We start from the raw sequence: 16,880 nt of genomic DNA, 5'->3' as shown, positions 1-16,880 counted from the left end.
CGGCCAGACCGTTGCGTGCAGGCGGCAACGCCTTATGGTCCTGCCACGACATCAGGGAGATCGAGACATGGTCAAGGCGATCCGCATCCATAAGACCGGCGGGCCGGAAGTTCTTCAGCTCGAAGACATCACGTTACCGGCGCCCGGGCCCGGCGAATTGCGGGTCCGCAACCATGCGATCGGCCTGAACTTCATCGATACCTATTTCCGCACCGGCCTCTATGCCGCGCCGCAGCTGCCCTTCGTGCCGGGCAATGAGGCAGCGGGCGAGGTGCTCGCCGTCGGCCCCAACGTAACAGAGTTCAAGCCGGGCGACCGCGTCGCCTATGTCGCGACGCTCGGTTCCTATGCCGAGGAGCGGAACGTCGCCGTCAACTCCACGGTGTCGCTGCCGGCGGCGGTCTCCTACGAGGCCGCCGCCAGCATGATGCTGAAGGGCATGACGGCGGAATATCTGCTGCATCGCACCTACGCGGTGAAGCCGGGTGACACCATCCTGGTCCATGCCGCTGCCGGCGGCACGGGGCTCATCCTCTGCCAATGGGGCAAGGCGCTGGGCGCGACCGTGATCGGCACGGCCGGCAGCAAGGACAAGGCCGACCTCGCCAAGGCGCATGGGGCGGATCACGTCATCCTCTATCGCGAGGAGGATTTCGTCGCCCGCGTGAAGGAGATCACCGGCGGCAAGCTCTGCGCCGTGGTCTATGACGGCGTCGGCAAGGATACCTTCCTGCCTTCGCTCGACTGCCTGCGGCCCTTCGGCGTGATGGCGAGCTTCGGTAACGCGTCGGGCCCAGTCGAGCCGTTCAATCTCGGCCTGCTCGGTCCCAAGGGCTCGCTCTATGTGACGCGCCCGACGCTCTTCACCCATATTGCCATGCGCGAGACCATGGTCGAGATGGCGAAGAACCTGTTCGGCGCGGTGACCTCCGGCAAGGTCGTGGTGCCGGTCAATGCGCGCTTCGCGCTGGCCGACGCCGCCAATGCCCACCGGGCGCTGGAAGGGCGCGGCACCACGGGATCGACAGTCCTGATTCCCTGAGCTTCCGTGCCGACAGCGGAAATCTCGCCCAAATCGGCTGCTAGACATAGCTTGCGTCCGGCAATGCGCCGGGCGGGAGCGGGTCGGGAGCGTCGCGTCGGGATGAAGAGGGTTTCGCTGGCGTTCGGGCTGGTGCTCGGTCTCGCGGCAATGGGCACGCTTGTCCTGCCGCCCGGCTGGCAGCATTGGGAGCTGCTGGCCGCGGCAGATGATCCCGTGGCGCTGTCTGATCTGCGTCTCCGCGACGCCCTGTCCACTGAGCGTATCGATGCGGAAATGGCCGGCGCAATCGCCGCGCGCGATACTGAACTTGCCGACAGCCTGATCGCCCTGGCGAGCGAGCGCGGCATTGCGGTGCCGATGGCACGCCGAAGCGAGCTGCAAGCGCTCAAGGACGGCGCCATGGTGCAGGCCGTTGCCGATTTCGGCCATGGTTTCGTTGCCGGAGATCGCGAGAGCGGCGCAGCCTTTGCGGGCGCGCTCGTCGGCGACATCACGGGCTATGGCGATGTCCGCGATCTCGCTCTCGAAGGTCGCAAATGGCTCGGCGGAGAGAGCGCCGATGCGACGGTTCTTGCCATCGCCGCTGCCGGGCTCGCGATCAGCGCAGCGACATGGGCGAGCTTCGGCGGAGCTCTGCCGGCGCGCAACGGGCTCAGCGCCGTCAAGGCTGCGAGCAAGGCAAAGCTCTTGTCTCCCGCGCTGACCGCAAACCTGACCCGTGCCGCCGCCGGTGCCATCGACCAGCCCGCGCTTAGGGCGAGCCTTGCCGCAGCGTCTCGCTTCGATATCGCGGCCGCGCGTGTCGCCGCGGGCGGTATCGTGAAACCCGCTGCGATGGCGCGCTTCGCCTCGCTCGGCCAGGATGCGGGGACGGTCTATGCGCGCACCGGCCAGCGCGGCCTGCGCCAGGTCCTCGGTCTGGCTGACGATGCCGGCGACATCGGCAAGGCGGCGAAGCTCGGCGCGGCCAAGGGCTCGATCACGCGCGGCATCCTGAAGGTGCTCGGCCGCGGAGCGCTCGTGCTCGGAGCGCTCAGCCTCAGTGCCGTCGGCTGGATGCTGGCACTGATCGGCTATGTCATCGCGCTCGCCATGCTGGCGCAGCGCTTCGGCTGGTGGTTGGGCCGCAGGCTGTTTCCGCCGCGGCGGACCGCCTGAACGATCCCGCATCCGGATGTTGAACCGGGCGGCGGGCCGCCGCGACGAATGGCTGTCAGCGCTCGCTGATCTTCATTCGGACCCGCCTCAATGTTTCGCCATCTTCGGATCGCCGGCCTCGTTCTCTCTTCGCTGACCATCGTGACCGTCGGGCTGGCGCAGCAGAGCGGCAGTCAGGGGCGTGTTGCGCTCCCCGCCCAGTTGCCGGCCCTCGCCGCCGTCGCACTACCGGACGCAGGCAAGGCCCGTCTCTCCCGCATGGTCGAGCCGCGCCGTGCCCTTGCCGATTGCGGCGCCAAGGCTTGTGACACGCCGCCGAAGACGGACCATGCGGCGGTGCATGCAGAGACCGCGGCTCAGGTCGGCTGTGGTGACCAGGCTCCGGCCGCGCGCGACCGCAACGGCAAGTCGATCCGCCGCATCTGCCAGTTCTTCTGAAGCTGATCGAGAAGCCGGAGGTTCAGACCGCGACGCCGTGAAGGTCATAGGCGTCGGCGCGCTCGATCTTGACGCTGACGATGTCGCCCGGGCGCAGTGGCCTGCGGCTCGCGACGTAGACGCTGCCGTCGATCTCCGGTGCGTCCCATTTCGAGCGGCCCTTGGCGACGGTCGGCCCGGCCTCGTCGATGATGACCTGGATGCGCTTGCCGACGCGGTTCCGGACGATGCGGGTCGAGATCTCGGCCTGGGCCTTCATGAAACGGTGCCAGCGCGCTTCCTTTTCCTCTTCCGGAACGAGGGTCAGGCCGAGATCGTTGGCCGGCGCGCCCTTGACCGGCTCGTATTTGAAGGCGCCGACGCGCTCAAGCTTCGCTTCCTTCAGCCAATCCAGCAGGATCTGCATGTCCTCCTCGGTCTCACCGGGGAAGCCGACGATGAAGGTCGAGCGGATGGCGAGGTCGGGGCAGATCTCGCGCCATTTCCGCAGCCGGTCGAGCGTCCGGTCCTGATGGGCCGGGCGCTTCATCGCCTTGAGGACGTTGGGAGAGGCGTGCTGGAAGGGGATGTCGAGATAGGGCAGGATCAGCCCCTCCTGCATCAGCGGGATGACCTCGTCGACATGCGGATAGGGATAGACATAGTGCATCCGCACCCACATCCCCATCTGGCCAAGTTCGCGGGCGAGCTCGAAGAAGCGCGAGCGGACCTCGCGGTCCTTCCACATCGATGGAGCGTATTTGATGTCCAGGCCGTAGGCGCTGGTATCCTGCGAAATGACCAGCAGTTCCTTGACGCCGGCCTTGGCGAGCTTCTCGGCCTCGCGAAGAACGTCGCCGATCGGCCTGGAAACCAGGTCGCCGCGCAGCTTCGGAATAATGCAGAAGGTGCAGCGATTGTTGCAACCTTCTGAAATCTTGAGGTAAGCGTAATGGCGCGGCGTGAGCTTGATGCCCTGATCGGGCACGAGGTCGATGAAGGGATCGTGCCGGGGCGGTACGGCCTGATGCACGGCTGAGACAACGCTCTCATAAGCCTGCGGCCCGGTGATCGCGAGCACGTTCGGGAAGACGTCTCGGATCTGCTCGGGCTCGGCGCCCATGCAGCCGGTGACGATGACCTTGCCGTTCTCGGCCATGGCGGCGCCGATCGCCTCCAGCGATTCCGCCTTGGCGCTGTCGAGGAAGCCGCAGGTGTTGACGATGACGAGGTCCGAGCCCGCATGGCTCTTGCTCAGCTCATAGCCCTCGGAGCGCAGCGAGGTGATGATGCGCTCGGAGTCCACAAGGGCCTTGGGGCAGCCCAGCGAAACAAAAGAAATCTTCGGCGCGACGGCATTCATCGGCGGGCAACTCGGCAAATCTGCAAAAGGAGGCGGCGCGGCATGGCTCGCGCGCGCCTCCTTTGAACGGTTTCAGCCTGTTTGGCAAATGCCGTGAGGAGAAACCGGCCGTCAGGCCGCTCCGGTCGCCACCGGCCGGTCGGGATCCTGCGTCCAGTCCGTCATGGAGCCGTCATAGAGCGCGGTCTCGTCCCGCCCGAGAACCTCAGAGAGGACAAACCAGTTCAGCGCCGCCGTATGGCCGGTGTTGCAGTAGGAGATCACCGGGCCTTTCGGGACACCGCCATAGAGCGTGACGAGTTCGCCATGCGGCCTCAGGCGGCCGGTCCCGGCGTCGAAGGCCCCGGCATAATCACGCGAGACGGCGCCTGGGATACGGCCTGCCCGCGTCGCCTCGGGCGCCTTCTCGCGGCCTTCGAAATAGCTCGCGGAGCGTGCATCGACCAGCGTCGCGAGCTTGCTGCGGGAGGCGACGAGGGTCGCGTCGCTGGTGCTGCGCAGATTCTGCTGCATTACGACGGGGTAGGGGGCAGCCGGAGTGGGGGAGGACGGTCCGGTTTCGACGGGCCGCGCGCTATCCGCCCAGGCCTTGTAGCCGCCATCGAGGATCGCCTGCTGGCCATGGCCGATCGTCTTCAACGTCCAGTACACTCTGGCGGCAGCGGCGAGATCGCTCGCATTGACACCGGCCGGTACGATGACGACGTCGTCATGCGGCTTGATTCCGAGCCGGCCGACCAGAGCGGCGAGATGGCTCAGCGACGGCAGCAGGCCTGGAGCATTGCCGACGTTCGCGCGCCAGCCATCGACGGCATAGTCGGAATGCACGGCGCCCGGCACATGCCCGGTCTCGAAGGCGGCCCTGCCGTTACCCTCGGAGCGGATGTCGATCACCACGAGATTGCTTTCGCCGAGCCGCGCCTGAAGCGTCTCGGGGCTGATCAGTCCGGAGAATGCGGTATCGCTCATTCGGCTGCTACCTTCTTCAGTTCATCGACGATGTCGATCGCGTAGGAGATCTCGGCGGTGGCGCCGAGCATGATCGAAGCCGAGCAGTATTTTTCCTTCGACAATGTGACAGCCCGTTCCGCCTTGGCCGGCGAGAGGCCCGGACCGCTGATACGGTAGTTCAGATGGATCCTGGTGAAGACCTTGGGGTCCTCGGTGGCGCGCTCGGCCTCGACCTCCACATCGCAGCCCGTGACGGGCTCGCGCCCCTTCTTCAGAATCTGCACGACATCGAAGCCGGTGCAACCGGCAAGTCCGATCAGCAGCATCTCCATCGGCCGGATGCCGATATTGCGCCCGCCATATTCGGGGGCGCCGTCCATCATGACGGCATGGCCGCTACCGGCCTCGCCCATGAAGGCCATGCCCTCGACCCACCTTGCACGCGCCTTCATGGTTCGTCTCCCGCTAGCGATTCACCCAATTGCATAGTCGCTTGGACGGAATGAGGCGAGCCGTGCGGGCGGCGGACGGGTTTTCAGGCACGGCGGCGATCCTCGATGGTGTCGGATTCGCGCAGCGCCCGGCCTAAAGCATGGCCGACCATCACCAGCACCGGCCCGCCTTTGGGTAGCTCGCTCAGCCGTTCCGGCAGCGCGGCGATGGTTGCGGCGACGCGGGTCTCGTCCGGCCGTGTCGCGGATTGCACGGCGACGGCAGGCGTCGCCGGATCGAGCCCCGCTGCGAGCGCGCGGTCCCGGAAGCCGGGGAGGGTGGCGCGTGCCATGTAGATCACGGTCGTGGCGAACGGATCGGCCATGGCCTTCCAATCCAAATCCTCGGGCAGTTCGCCGCTGCGGGCGTGGCCGGTCACGAATTGCAGCCGGCGCGCATGGTCGCGATGGGTCAGCGACACGCCGAGCGCCGCCGCCGCCCCCTGGGCGGCCGAAATGCCGGGCACGATCACCACGGGAATGCCGGCGGCCTCGCAGGCCGCGATCTCCTCGCCGGCGCGCCCGAAGATGCCGGGGTCGCCGCCCTTCAGCCGTACGACATGCTTGCCCTGGCTGGCCAGCGATACGATCAGCGCGTTGATCTCGCTCTGCTTGACCGAGGGGCCATAGCCCGTCTTGCCGACCATCATGCGCCTGGCCTCACGGCGCGCGAGTTCCAGCACGCCCGGCGAGACCAGGTCGTCATAGAGGATGATGTCGGCGCTCTGCAGCGCTCGGATCGCCTTCAGTGTCAGCAGGTCCGGATCGCCCGGGCCCGCGCCGACGAGGCTGACGCGGCCGGTGCCGTCCTCGTTCGCCTCGAGCCGGTCGAGTGCCGCGAAGAGGGCGGACCTGTCCTTCTCCAGCGGGCTGCGTTCGGACTCCGCCATTGCCTTGCCTGCGAAGAGTTCCCAAAAGGCACGTCTCAGCGCAAAGGGCAGTTCGCGCGCCTGCACGGCCGGCCGCCAATCCTTCGCCGCCTGCGCCCAGGCCTTGAGCCCGGCCGGCAGCAGCATCTCGATCCTGGCACGGATAGTCTGTCCGAAGACCGGAGAAGCCCCATCGGTCGAGATCGCAACGATCAGCGGCGAGCGGTTGACCAGCGAGCCGAAGGCGAAATCACAGAGATCCGGCTTGTCGACGATGTTGACAGGAGCGCGGGCCTGCCGCGCGGCCGCGACGAAGGCGCGTCTCTCCGCCTCATCGGCGATATCGCCGATGGCGAGCGTCGCATCCTGCAAGTCATCCGGCTGCCATTTGCGCGCATGGACGAAGATCCGGTCGCCGCTCTCCTGCCGGGCCAGATCGTGGAACGCAGCCCCGTCCGACCCGGCGAAGACCTGCAGCTCCGCGCCGGCTGCGGCCAGCAGTTCCGCCTTCCAGAGCGCACCGTCGCCATTGCCGGCGAGCACGACCTTGCGCCCCTCCAGCTTGTGGAACAGCGGCAATGTCGCAAGCCGTTCGATACGGCGGGAGCTGGTCGTCTCGGGTCGCCGCTGCGTCATTGCGTCTGCATCTGTGTGTTTCGTTCTTCACGCCCGCTTCACCGGCTTGTGCGTGCGCAAAGCCGGCCCGTCGCGGCCATAATGCGCCCGCTAGCGATACGATAGGACGAAAGCAAGACCTGAACCAGCATCGCCGCGGGGATGGTGCAGCTGGCTTGCCGCCTCAGGCGCCGCTCTTCTCGCCGCGCTTCACCCTCTGCCAGAGCGCCTCGAGCTCCGCCAGATCCGTATCGGCCGCCACTTTTCCCTGTTCCTCCAGAATTCTCTCGATCCCTTTGAAGCGGCGCTCGAATTTGGCATTTGCTGCTTGAAGACAACCTTCCGGATCGGCATCGACATGGCGGGCAAGGTTGGCGACGACGAAGAGGAGATCGCCGATCTCCTCGGCCACGGCCGCCTTGTCGCCGGAGACCAGCGCCTCGTCGATCTCGGCGGTCTCCTCCCGGATCTTGTCGAGCACCAGTCGGGCGTCGTTCCAGTCGAAGCCGACGGTCGAGGCCCGGGCCTGAAGCTTCCAGGCTCGGGTGAGGGCGGGCAGCCCGTGCGGAACCCCGGCCAGGACGCCCTTCTCCTCCTGCTGTTCCGGCAGGCCCGCTGCCTCGCGCTCCGCCGCCTTCTGCGACTTCTCCTGCGCCTTGATCCGATGCCAGAGCACCTTGACCTCGGCCGGCGACAGGTCGCGCGCATCACCGAAGACGTGAGGGTGGCGTCGGATCAGCTTGGCGGTGATCGCCTCGACGACATCCGGGAAGGCGAAGGCGCCTTCTTCCTCGGCCATCTGCGCATGAAACACGACCTGTAGGAGGAGATCGCCGAGCTCGTCCTTGAGGTCGAGTCGGTCGCCGCGCGTGATCGCGTCCGCCACCTCATAGGCTTCCTCGATCGTATAGGGGGCGATCGACGCGAAATCCTGCTCGAGGTCCCAGGGGCAGCCGGTTCCGGGCGTCCGCAGCGCCGCCATGATCTCGAGCAGCCGGGCAATGTCCTTGGAGCGCTTCAACGCTGAAAGTCTCCTTTAGATGAGCTAGGGTTCCTCCCATGATTCAAGTGACGCCGTCCATCGCCATCGACGAGAGCGAGATCGAGGAAAGCTTCGTGCGCGCCTCCGGGCCGGGCGGCCAGCACGTCAACAAGGTCTCCAGCGCGGTCCAGCTCAAATTCGACGCGAGGCGCTCGCGCGCGTTGCCGAACGACGTCGCGATCCGGCTGATGAAGCTCGCCGGCAGCCGCCTGACGCAGGACGGCGTGATCGTCATCGTAGCGCAGGGACAGCGCAGCCAGAAGCGCAACCGCGAGGAAGCGCTCGAACGCCTGCTGGAGATGATCCGCGAAGCCTCCATCCCACCGCAGAAGCGTCGACCGACGAAGCCGACCAAAGCCTCGAAGGAGCGTAGGCTCGCTTCCAAGGACCGACGCTCGTCGGTCAAGGCTGGCCGCGCGAGACCGGGCAGCGATTGATGGATTTCGACGAGAAGCGCCCGACCGCGGACCGGCCCGGGCGCCGCGCTCCACGGCGCATCACCGCCGATTATCTGCAGCGCGCGGCTCTGCACTACCTCGAACGCTATGCCGCGCCGACCGCGCAGCTACGACGCGTGCTGGCGCGCAAGGTCGCGCTGAGCTGCCGTCATCACGGGCAGGAGCCCGCCGCCTTCAGCACGGTGCTGGACGATGTCGTCGCGCGCTGCGTCGCATCGGGGCTCGTCGACGATCAGCGTTTCGCAGAGGCACGGGCCGCGAGCCTGCAGCGCCGCGGGCGATCCTCGCGCGCCATTGCGGCCAGCCTCGCAGCGAAAGGCGTTGCGCGCGACCTTGCGGCTCGCGCGAGCGACAGCAACGATGAGGATGAACTGGCCGCGGCGCGAAAGACGGCCCGTCGCAAGCGGATCGGGCCGTGGAACCACAGCGATCGGGTCGGAGACCGGCAGAAGGATCTGGCCGCTCTCGCGCGAGCGGGCTTCACGATGACAATCGCCCGCGCCGTGATCGACGGCGCGGGCGATGAAGAGCCGATGGGCCTTTGAGCGGGAACGACCTGCAGTCGCCCCGGATCACTCAAGCTTGACCTGCGCGTCCTTCACGACCGTGCCCCAGCGTGCGACCTCGGAGGTGACGAATTTGCCGAACTCTTCGCCCGCCAGCGTCGGGATCGGCGAACCGTTTTTCTTCCAGGCCTCCGTCACCACCGGCGACTGCAACGCCTTGGCGACCTCCGCGCGCATGCGGCTGACGATTTCGGCCGGCGTGCCCTTCGGCGCCCAGAGTGCGTACCAGGTCGCGACCTCGTAGCCTTCGAGCCCCGCTTCCTTCGCGGTCGGCACATCCGGGATCGCCTCCGAACGAGTGGCGGCAGCGACCGCGAGCCCGCGCAGGGTGCCGCTCTGGATCTGCGGCGCGGAGGAGCCGAGACCGTCGAACAGCACGTCGACCTGGCCGGCCACGATGTCCTGCAGCGCCGGGCCGGCGCCGCGATAGGGGACATGCGTCAGGCTGGTCTTGGTCTGCAGCTTGAACAGCTCGCCGGCGAGGTGATGGGTCGTGCCGTTCCCGGCCGAGGCGTAGTTCAGCTTGTCCGGATTTGCCTTGGCGAAGGCAATCAGCTCCGCGACGGTCTTGGCCTGAACCTTGGGGTGGACGACAATGACCTGCGGCGGCTGCGCGATCACCGCAATCGGGATGAAGTCCGTCTGGATGTTGTAGTCGAGCTTCGGATAGAGCGCCGGGGCGATGGCGTGATGCGCCGCGCCGACGAAGAAGCCGTATCCGTCCGGAGCGAGCTTGGCGGCAGCCGAGGCGCCGACCGTTCCGCCGGCCCCGCCGCGATTTTCGATCACGATACGCTGGCCGAGCTGCTGGTCGAGCTGGGCCGCGAGCGGACGGGCGAAGGCGTCGGTGCCGCCGCCAGCCGGGAAGGGCACGATGAAGGTGATCGGCCTTTGCGGCCAGTTCGACGCTTGCCCCTGGGCCTGGGCGGCGCCGGCCGCAGCGAAGCTGAGCCCTGCCGCCGCGACGAGCGTGACAAGGATACGAGACGTTTTCATGATGACAGATACCTCCCCTGGGATCATCTCTCGCGCGGCTCTTCGCGGCCGCTGGTGCCCCACCGAAGCGGCGAGGTCGTCGATTGTTGCGGATTAGGGCATCCGCCGATCGTCCTGACAAGCATGACGTTCGGAGGGTGTCGTGCCGGCCACCAGGCTGCTATGCGGAGTCTCGTCTTGGAAAGCCTGTCAGGAGCGGAATTGGCATGAGCCGGCTCGACAGTTTCATCCGCCGCCTCGAGGCCCAGCGCCGCATGCTGAACTGGGCAGCGGCGGAGATCGCCCGGCGCCCCGGCCGGGTGCTCGAGCTCGGCCTCGGCAATGGTCGCACCTACGACCATCTTCGTGAAATCCTGCCCGGGCGCGATATCCACGTCTTCGAGCGCAAGGTCAGCGCCAATCCGCGTTCGATGCCGCCCGCGGCGATGCTGATCGAGGGAGACATGGCGGTGACGCTGCCGGAATTCGCGGCGCGGCATGGCCGCAGCGCCGTGCTGATCCATGTCGACGTGACCACAGGCGTGCCCGAGCGCGATCGCCTGCTGTTTGCCTGGCTGCCCGGCCATGTCGCAGCTCTTGCCGCGCCCTATGCGCTGGTGCTCAGCGGTTGGGAGCTTCAACACCCGGCACTGGCCGCTGTCGCCCTGCCGGAGGGCGTCCCGCCCGGCCGCTACCATGCCTATCGTCGCAGCGGCTGAAGCCCCGCCATGTTGCAGGCGCGCTTGCCGCCTTTGCGTGCGGCTTCTACACCCCGATGAGCGCCTGACTGCAGCGATGTCGGCGGCGCTCGCGAGGTCGTCGAAGCCTGATGCCCAACCCCTCCAGTCCGACGCCCGCATCAGCGGACGCAAGCGGCCTCGCCCTGATCGTCGGACTGGGCCTGACCCAGGTGATCGGCTACGGCACCCTTTACTACGCCTTCGCAGTGCTCGCGCCGCAGATGACCGCCAGCTTCGGCTGGGCGCCGGAATGGACCTATGGCGGATTCGCGGCGGGGCTCCTGGCGGGCGGCCTGGTCGCCCCCGTGGTTGGGCGTCTGATCGACCTTTACGGAACGCGCCTGATCATGAGCATCGGCTCGGCGCTGGCCGGCCTGTCTGTCCTGGCGCTGGCCGAGGCGAGGGGGCCCATGAGCTATTTCGCGGCGATGATCGTCCTCGAAGCCGTCGCGACCATGGTTCTCTACGACGCGGCCTTCGCGGCGCTGACGCAGGCCAAAGGGTCCAAAGCTCGTCGCTCCATCAGCCAGCTGACCCTGATCGGCGGCTTCGCATCGACGCTGTTCTGGCCGCTGACCACGATGCTGCTCGGGCAGTTCGACTGGCGCGAGATCTACCGGCTTTACGCACTGCTCCACTTCGTCTTGTGCCTGCCGCTGCATCTGCTCCTGTTGCCGGGGCGCGTTCGTTCGCCGGCCCATGCCGCGCAGGCCGGGCCGGCTGGCCACGCTGATGCCGGCGGCTATCTCCAGGGCGATGCGCGGCGCATTGCGTTTCTGCTGCTCGCGCTGGCCTTTTCGCTGCAGGGTTTCGTCGTCTCGGCGATGTCGGTCCATCTGCTGACCTTGCTTCAGGGGCTGGGTCTGAGCGCTGCCGCCGCGGTCGCCATCGGCGCCATGGTCGGGCCGTCCCAGGTGGCGGGACGGCTGATAGAGATGCTGTTCGGCACCTCGTTGCAGCCGGTGACCACGGCCTGGACCTCGGCACTGCTGATGCCGCTGGGCTTCGCTCTCTTGCTTGCCGGAGGCCCAGCAGCGACACTCGCCGGGCTGTTTGCCATCGCCTATGGCGTCAGCATGGGGCTGGGCTCGATCGTGCGGGGAACCGTGCCGCTGCAGCTCTTCGGCCCGGCCGGTTATGGCGCGATGCTGGGCAAGCTCTCGGCGCCGGGCCTGGTCATCAGGGCGGCCGCGCCGCTCGCTTTCGCGGTTCTCGTCGAACGCGCGGGGCAGGGGCCCAGCCTGCTGCTGTTGATCGCCTGCTCGGGAGCGGCAGCGCTCGCGCTGTTCGTCCTGGCGCGCAAGGTCGGCGCGGCAGCCTAAACCGCCGCTGTTCGGTGATCGCGTTCCGTCTTTCCGGCGGACGCCAAACCTTCTAAGCCCGTACCCGCTCCAACGATCTCGCGGATGAAGGCGGCCATGGAACGCATCACGATCACGATCGACGCCGATCTGCTCGCCTTCATCGACCGCCTGAGCGCTGCGAAGGGCTATGGCAGCCGTTCCGAGGCCGTGCGCGACATGCTGCGCGAGGCCGCCAAGGCCGAGATCGGCGCATCGCCCGACACACCCTGCGTCGCGACGCTCTCCTATGTTTACGATCACGAGACGCGCGATCTGGCGCGGCGACTGACGAATCGCCAGCACGACCACCACGATCTCTCGGTTGCGACGCTCCATGTTCATCTCGACCGGCACGAATGCCTCGAGGTTGCCGTGCTGCGAGGCACGAGCGGCGATGTTCGCGCCTTCGCCGATGGCGTCATCAGCCAGCGCGGCGTCCGCCACGGAAATCTGCACCTCCTGCCGGGTGCGCCCGGCCAGGCCCACGACGATCCCCACAGCCACGACGACTGACGCTGCGCGGCGCTACGAGCGGGGCATCGCTGCCCGACATTTGAGCGGTACAGACGACTCGAGATGTCGTATGAGTTTCTGATCTAAAACTCATACTGAGACCCGGCGATGCTGCGCCCTTCGTTCCGTCCCTTCGCTATCGTTTTCTTGGCCGCGATGGCGGCCTCCGCAGCGCTTGCGCAGGAAAGACCCCTGCGCGTTGCCGAGATCTGGGAGATCCCGACGCTCGATCCGACACAGGATGGCACCCTGATGAAGGAGAAGGCCATGGTCACCGAGACGCTGGTGGCGGGCAAGCCCGACGTCACGTTGGCACCGGGGCTCGCCAGCTCCTGGACGCGCGAGAGCGAGACGATCTGGGCCTTCAAACTGCGCAGCGGCGTGAAGTTCCATGATGGCTCGCCGCTGACCGCCGAGGCGGTGGTGGCCAGTCTCTCGGCTGCGCTTCAGCGCGGTGGAACGGTCAGAAGCTATACCAAGATCGCCGCGCTCAGGGCGCGAGACGCCGGCACCGTCGAGATCACCACATCAGATTCGTTTCCGGCATTGCCGGCTGCGCTGGTCTATGCCAGCGCAGCCATCGTCTCGCCCGCCTCGCCCAAGCTGGCCGACGGCACGATCGAGCGGCCGATCGGCACCGGCCCGTTCAAGGTGACAAGCTGGCAGCCGGCAGCACACAGTTTTTCCGTCGAACGCTTCGACGGCTACTGGGGGGAGAAGGCGGCGATCCCGGCGGTCACCTTCCGTGGCATTCCCGACCCGACGACGCGCTCGCTCGAATTGCAGAAGGGCAGCATCGATTTCACCGCCGAGGTTCCCTATGGCGACCTCGACATGCTGGCAGCCAAGGGTTTTGCGGTCTCGCGAAACGTGACGGCCCGCAACTATGTCCTGAACTTTGGGCGCCTGACGGACACGCCCTTCTCGGACCGCCGCGTCCGCAAGGCTCTCTCGCTCGCGATCGACCGCGAGGAGATTGCGCAATATGTCCTGTTCGGCATGGGCCGCCCCGGCATCGCGCCATTTCCCGACACCATGGCTTTCGCCGATGCTTCGATCGTCGTGCCGAAGAGCGATCTCGCCGCCGCCAGGAAGCTGCTCGCGGAAGCCGGCTACGCGCCAGGGCAGGGGGGCGCCATGGCCAAGGATGGCGAGCCGCTCTCCTTCACGCTCTACACCTATCCGCAGCGCCCCGGACTCGTACCGATCGCGAGCGCGATCCAGAGCCAGCTTCGCAAGCTCGGGGTGGCGGTCGACATCAAGGTCACGACCTTTGCGGCCATCGCCAAGGAGATGAAGCCGGGCGATGCGCGGCTCGCCGCGCTCGCCTCGGCGGTGTATCCCGATCCCGATTTCTACCTGCGCCAGACCTACCATTCCAAGGGAGCGACCAATAGCTGGGGCTATGCCAATGCGCAGGTCGACGCGGCGCTGGAGACAGCGATCACGTCGCGCGACGAAGCGGAGCGCAAGCGGGCCTATGATCTCGTGCAGCGCATCGTCGCGGAGGAAGAACCCTGCCTGACCATCGCTCATTACGGCGTCAACGTCGTGATGAAGCCGAGCATCACCAACTACGCCTTCAACCCGATCGCCCATGACTACATGCTCGATCCGCGGATGGCGATCGAGCCCTGAGGAGCTTATCCGATGGCCGCCTATGTGCTGCGGCGCCTGATGCTTGCCCTCGTAACCGTGCTGGCCGCGACCTTGCTGACCTATGTGCTGCTGCGTCTGGTACCTGGCGAGCCGGCGAGGGCGATCCTCACCCGCATCTTCGTTCAGGACCAGGCGGCCACGGTCTCCAGCGCCGACGTTGCGCGGATCGCCGAACGGTATGGGCTCGATGCTCCGATCCTGCTGCAATATGGGCGATGGCTCTCCGGAGCGCTGACCGGCGATCTCGGCGTCTCGATCCGCACCGGGCGGCCGGTCCTGACCGAGTTGTGCTGGCGGCTCTCCGCCACACTGCCGCTTGCCGCTCTTGCGACGCTGTCAGCGCTCGCCCTGACCTTCGCATCGGTGGCGCTGAAGCGCCGAGCCCGGAGCGGAAGGGTGGCCGCAGTCATCGATACGTTCGCAATCGGCACGATTGCGCTGCCGTCCTTCTACCTCGGCGTGGTACTGGTGATCCTGTTCGCGTTGAAGCTCGACTGGCTGCCGGTCTCGGGCTTCTCGAGCTGGGCCCATCTCGTCCTGCCGGTTACGGTGCTTGCGCTGGGCCAGTTCGGCTTCAACGTCATCCTGCTCGACGACGCTCTCAACGAAGCCTATGCCGCGCCGCATATTGCGACCGCGCGGGCCAAGGGGCTGGACGAGCACGCCGTCTTCGCCCGGCACGCGCTGCCGAATGCGCTCGTGCCGTTCATCCCTTATCTCGCTCTCCAGTTCGCCTTCCTCATCGGCGGCGTTGTGGTGGTCGAGCGGTTGTTCACGATACCCGGCCTCGGCGCTTATCTCATGGACGCGCTCGACAGCCATGACGGCCCCGCATTCCTCGGCGCGATTGCCGTGATCGCGCTCGCCGTGGCTTTGGCCAACCTGATCGCGGACCTGGTTGTGGCCCGGCTCGATCCGCGCATCCGGCTGGGAAGAGGGCGGGCGTGACGCGTCTTCGCCACCTGTCCGCGGCGAGGCCCGCGCTGGTCGTCCTGCTGGCGCTCCCGATCGCCTACGGATTGACGCTTGACCCGATCGAGGCTTCCCTGCGCAACAGCCTTCAGCCACCGGGCTGGGCATTTCCACTCGGTACCGACCAACTCGGGCGCGATATTCTCGCGCGGATCGCGCATGGCTTCCTGATCGATGTGGGCCTGTCATCCGCGATTGTCGCTCTGTCCTTCGTGCTGGGGCTTGCGACCGGCCTTGTCGCCGCGGAGTTGTCAGGGCGGGTCGACCAGGCGCTGTCCTTGGTCATGGACGTGTTGACAGCGCTGCCTCAGATCGTGATCGCGCTGATCTTCGCCGTGCATCTGAGCGGTGGCGCACTGCCGCTGGTTCTGGCGCTCGGCCTGACCGGCTGGGTGAAATATGCCCGGATCGCGCGCGCCGCGGCCTTCTCGCTGCGTGAGCGTGAGTTCGTCACGGCCGCACGCGCTGCCGGCGGCGGTTCCTCCTATGTCCTTATCCGCCACATCGTCCCGCAGGTCCTGCCGCTTCTTGCGGGGCTGGCTGCCTTGCAGTTTGGCCACAGCATCCTGAACATCGCCGCGCTCGGCTTCCTGGGCATCGGCATTCAGCCGCCGACCCCGGAATGGGGCGCGATGATCGCCGAGGCGAGGCCGTATTTCGCGCGCGCACCTTGGCTCGCGATCGTGCCCGGCATGTTCCTGTTCGCGCTCACCATGCTCGCGCTATCGTTCGCCAGGTCGCTCGCTGCGCACCGGGCAGGGCCATTGCCCGGGCGAGCGCCGGCCTAGCTCAGGCTGCTCGTCGCCCGAGCAGACGGCCCAATCCGCGATTCGCATAAGACATATTATGGAACTGAAATAGATGCTGCAGCCCGGATCGCATTGTCTGCGCCGGCGTCGAACGAGACGCGCATGCCATCGAATGCGACCTCAATGTCCGGGGGCAACATGTTGCGAAGACGGTTATAATCAAGATCGGCATGCAGGTCGGTCAGGATCGTGCGCTTTGGCTTCAACTCAACGACCGCGGCCAGTGCCTGGTCCAAGGTGAAATGACTCGGATGCGGCGTTTCGCGCAGGCAGTCGAGGATCAGGATGTCGAGCCCGATGAGCGCCGCCTTGGCCGAAGGCGGAATCAGGCTGACGTCGGGCACATAGCCAAGGCGGCCAAAACGGAAGCCCAGTGCCTGATAGTTCGGCCCGTGCTCGACGGCGATGGGCAGCACGGCGATCTCGCCGCCGGCCCCCTGGACGGTGATGGGCTTTCCATCTTCCAGCGGCAGCATGTCGAGGATCGGCGGATAGAGGCTGCCCGCCGGGGTCTCGAAGAGATAAGCGAAGCGCGCAGCCAGGGACTGCGCCGTGGCGGCATCGGCATAGACCGGGACACGCCTGCGGTTGTGCAGCACGAGCGCGCGCAGATCGTCGATCCCATGCGTGTGGTCGGCATGGTCGTGGCTGAACAATACCGCGTCGAGGTCCGAGACATCGGCATCGAGCAGTTGCTCGCGCAGATCCGGCGAAGTGTCGACGAGCAACCGCGTCGTGCCGCCGGGCCCCGCGCGCTCGACCAGGATGGAGCAGCGCCTGCGACGATTCTTCGGCTCGGCCGGGTCGCAGGCGCCCCAGCCGCTGCCCGGCTTGGGCACGCCACCCGAGGAGCCGCAACCGAGGATCGTCAGTATCTGAGCCATCTCCGGGCCG

General features: G+C 66.9%; 19 protein-coding genes. 12 read left to right on the top strand and 7 right to left on the bottom strand.

Annotated features, from left to right (window positions below):
• The first annotated feature begins 67 nt into the window (after positions 1–67).
• From ASE63_RS08740 to ASE63_RS08730, 3 genes are all read left to right on the top strand, one after another.
• Positions 68–1,042, top strand: coding sequence for a quinone oxidoreductase (locus tag ASE63_RS08740; RefSeq protein ID WP_056799644.1), 975 nt, complete (start codon positions 68–70; stop codon positions 1,040–1,042).
• A gap of 102 nt (positions 1,043–1,144) precedes the next feature.
• Positions 1,145–2,203, top strand: a complete 1,059-nt coding sequence (locus ASE63_RS08735; protein ID WP_056799639.1) for a hypothetical protein — start codon at positions 1,145–1,147, stop codon at positions 2,201–2,203.
• A gap of 90 nt (positions 2,204–2,293) precedes the next feature.
• A complete protein-coding gene (locus ASE63_RS08730; protein WP_056799636.1) occupies positions 2,294–2,641 on the top strand; it encodes a hypothetical protein in 348 nt (115 codons plus the stop codon).
• Between the two features lie 22 nt (positions 2,642–2,663).
• Here ASE63_RS08730 and rimO read toward each other — a convergent pair whose 3' ends face one another.
• Positions 2,664–3,983 carry a 30S ribosomal protein S12 methylthiotransferase RimO gene (gene rimO, locus ASE63_RS08725; RefSeq protein ID WP_056799632.1) on the bottom strand — a complete coding sequence of 440 codons (1,320 nt, stop codon included), beginning with the start codon at positions 3,981–3,983 and terminating at the stop codon, positions 2,664–2,666.
• Between rimO and ASE63_RS27705 the strand changes: the two genes are divergently transcribed.
• Positions 3,934–4,080, top strand: a complete 147-nt coding sequence (locus ASE63_RS27705; protein ID WP_162261737.1) for a hypothetical protein — start codon at positions 3,934–3,936, stop codon at positions 4,078–4,080. The two genes, rimO and ASE63_RS27705, sit on opposite strands and share 50 nt — an antisense overlap.
• A gap of 14 nt (positions 4,081–4,094) precedes the next feature.
• On the opposite strand, the gene ASE63_RS08720 is transcribed toward ASE63_RS27705, so the two are convergent.
• From ASE63_RS08720 to mazG, 4 genes are all read right to left on the bottom strand, one after another.
• Positions 4,095–4,952, bottom strand: a complete 858-nt coding sequence (locus ASE63_RS08720; RefSeq protein WP_056799629.1) for a sulfurtransferase — start codon at positions 4,950–4,952, stop codon at positions 4,095–4,097.
• Positions 4,949–5,386: an OsmC family protein gene (locus tag ASE63_RS08715; protein WP_056799626.1), complete on the bottom strand. Its 438-nt coding sequence runs from the start codon at positions 5,384–5,386 to the stop codon at positions 4,949–4,951. Before ASE63_RS08715 ends, ASE63_RS08720 begins: the two co-directional genes overlap by 4 nt.
• A gap of 83 nt (positions 5,387–5,469) precedes the next feature.
• Positions 5,470–6,930 (bottom strand): siroheme synthase CysG, encoded by a 1,461-nt coding sequence (gene cysG / locus ASE63_RS08710; protein ID WP_056799623.1) that lies wholly within the window; start codon positions 6,928–6,930, stop codon positions 5,470–5,472.
• A gap of 163 nt (positions 6,931–7,093) precedes the next feature.
• Positions 7,094–7,930 (bottom strand): nucleoside triphosphate pyrophosphohydrolase, encoded by an 837-nt coding sequence (gene mazG / locus ASE63_RS08705; protein WP_082609769.1) that lies wholly within the window; start codon positions 7,928–7,930, stop codon positions 7,094–7,096.
• Between the two features lie 38 nt (positions 7,931–7,968).
• Between mazG and arfB the strand changes: the two genes are divergently transcribed.
• The gene (gene arfB / locus ASE63_RS08700; protein WP_056799621.1) at positions 7,969–8,388 is read left to right on the top strand and encodes an alternative ribosome rescue aminoacyl-tRNA hydrolase ArfB; all 420 of its coding nucleotides are present in this window, start codon (positions 7,969–7,971) and stop codon (positions 8,386–8,388) included.
• Entirely contained in the window at positions 8,388–8,954 is a 567-nt protein-coding gene (locus ASE63_RS08695; RefSeq protein ID WP_056799619.1) for a regulatory protein RecX, read from the top strand. Before arfB ends, ASE63_RS08695 begins: the two co-directional genes overlap by 1 nt.
• A 27-nt stretch (positions 8,955–8,981) precedes the next feature.
• Here ASE63_RS08695 and ASE63_RS08690 read toward each other — a convergent pair whose 3' ends face one another.
• Positions 8,982–9,971 carry a tripartite tricarboxylate transporter substrate binding protein gene (locus ASE63_RS08690; RefSeq protein WP_056799616.1) on the bottom strand — a complete coding sequence of 330 codons (990 nt, stop codon included), beginning with the start codon at positions 9,969–9,971 and terminating at the stop codon, positions 8,982–8,984.
• A gap of 206 nt (positions 9,972–10,177) precedes the next feature.
• On the opposite strand from ASE63_RS08690, the gene ASE63_RS08685 reads away from it, so the two are divergent.
• The 6 genes from ASE63_RS08685 to ASE63_RS08660 all read left to right on the top strand — a co-directional run bounded on the left by ASE63_RS08685 (position 10,178) and on the right by ASE63_RS08660 (position 15,965).
• Positions 10,178–10,669: a class I SAM-dependent methyltransferase gene (locus tag ASE63_RS08685; protein WP_056799606.1), complete on the top strand. Its 492-nt coding sequence runs from the start codon at positions 10,178–10,180 to the stop codon at positions 10,667–10,669.
• Between the two features lie 110 nt (positions 10,670–10,779).
• Positions 10,780–12,012 (top strand): MFS transporter, encoded by a 1,233-nt coding sequence (locus ASE63_RS08680; protein ID WP_056799603.1) that lies wholly within the window; start codon positions 10,780–10,782, stop codon positions 12,010–12,012.
• A 96-nt stretch (positions 12,013–12,108) separates the two neighbouring features.
• On the top strand, positions 12,109–12,546 hold the full coding sequence (nikR, locus tag ASE63_RS08675) for a nickel-responsive transcriptional regulator NikR (protein ID WP_056799737.1): 438 nt from the start codon (positions 12,109–12,111) through the stop codon (positions 12,544–12,546).
• Positions 12,547–12,654: 108 nt separating this feature from the next.
• Entirely contained in the window at positions 12,655–14,184 is a 1,530-nt protein-coding gene (locus tag ASE63_RS08670) for an ABC transporter substrate-binding protein (RefSeq protein WP_056799601.1), read from the top strand.
• Positions 14,185–14,196: 12 nt separating this feature from the next.
• Positions 14,197–15,153 (top strand): ABC transporter permease, encoded by a 957-nt coding sequence (locus ASE63_RS08665; RefSeq protein WP_056799598.1) that lies wholly within the window; start codon positions 14,197–14,199, stop codon positions 15,151–15,153.
• A complete protein-coding gene (locus tag ASE63_RS08660; protein WP_056799595.1) occupies positions 15,150–15,965 on the top strand; it encodes an ABC transporter permease in 816 nt (271 codons plus the stop codon). Before ASE63_RS08665 ends, ASE63_RS08660 begins: the two co-directional genes overlap by 4 nt.
• A gap of 56 nt (positions 15,966–16,021) precedes the next feature.
• Here ASE63_RS08660 and ASE63_RS08655 read toward each other — a convergent pair whose 3' ends face one another.
• A complete protein-coding gene (locus tag ASE63_RS08655; protein WP_056799591.1) occupies positions 16,022–16,870 on the bottom strand; it encodes an MBL fold metallo-hydrolase in 849 nt (282 codons plus the stop codon).
• Positions 16,871–16,880 lie beyond the last annotated feature (10 nt).

The sequence above is a fragment of the Allobosea sp. Root381 genome, assembly GCF_001429395.1.
Lineage (GTDB): Bacteria > Pseudomonadota > Alphaproteobacteria > Rhizobiales > Beijerinckiaceae > Allobosea.
This window is presented reverse-complemented; position numbering and strand designations above follow the sequence as displayed.

Bases quoted from the DNA above. Each gene is read 5' to 3' on its own strand.
- ASE63_RS08740 (WP_056799644.1), top strand. From the start codon at position 68: ATGGTCAAGGCGATCCGCATCCATAAGACCGGCGGGCCGGAAGTTCTT.
- cysG (WP_056799623.1), bottom strand. From the start codon at position 6,930: ATGACGCAGCGGCGACCCGAGACGACCAGCTCCCGCCGTATCGAACGG.
- ASE63_RS08670 (WP_056799601.1), top strand. From the start codon at position 12,655: ATGCTGCGCCCTTCGTTCCGTCCCTTCGCTATCGTTTTCTTGGCCGCG.
- ASE63_RS08695 (WP_056799619.1), top strand. From the start codon at position 8,388: ATGGATTTCGACGAGAAGCGCCCGACCGCGGACCGGCCCGGGCGCCGC.
- ASE63_RS08685 (WP_056799606.1), top strand. From the start codon at position 10,178: ATGAGCCGGCTCGACAGTTTCATCCGCCGCCTCGAGGCCCAGCGCCGC.
- ASE63_RS08730 (WP_056799636.1), top strand. From the start codon at position 2,294: ATGTTTCGCCATCTTCGGATCGCCGGCCTCGTTCTCTCTTCGCTGACC.
- ASE63_RS08720 (WP_056799629.1), bottom strand. From the start codon at position 4,952: ATGAGCGATACCGCATTCTCCGGACTGATCAGCCCCGAGACGCTTCAG.
- ASE63_RS08690 (WP_056799616.1), bottom strand. From the start codon at position 9,971: ATGAAAACGTCTCGTATCCTTGTCACGCTCGTCGCGGCGGCAGGGCTC.
- ASE63_RS08665 (WP_056799598.1), top strand. From the start codon at position 14,197: ATGGCCGCCTATGTGCTGCGGCGCCTGATGCTTGCCCTCGTAACCGTG.
- ASE63_RS08735 (WP_056799639.1), top strand. From the start codon at position 1,145: ATGAAGAGGGTTTCGCTGGCGTTCGGGCTGGTGCTCGGTCTCGCGGCA.
- ASE63_RS08715 (WP_056799626.1), bottom strand. From the start codon at position 5,386: ATGAAGGCGCGTGCAAGGTGGGTCGAGGGCATGGCCTTCATGGGCGAG.
- ASE63_RS08680 (WP_056799603.1), top strand. From the start codon at position 10,780: ATGCCCAACCCCTCCAGTCCGACGCCCGCATCAGCGGACGCAAGCGGC.
- nikR (WP_056799737.1), top strand. From the start codon at position 12,109: ATGGAACGCATCACGATCACGATCGACGCCGATCTGCTCGCCTTCATC.
- arfB (WP_056799621.1), top strand. From the start codon at position 7,969: ATGATTCAAGTGACGCCGTCCATCGCCATCGACGAGAGCGAGATCGAG.
- ASE63_RS08655 (WP_056799591.1), bottom strand. From the start codon at position 16,870: ATGGCTCAGATACTGACGATCCTCGGTTGCGGCTCCTCGGGTGGCGTG.
- rimO (WP_056799632.1), bottom strand. From the start codon at position 3,983: ATGAATGCCGTCGCGCCGAAGATTTCTTTTGTTTCGCTGGGCTGCCCC.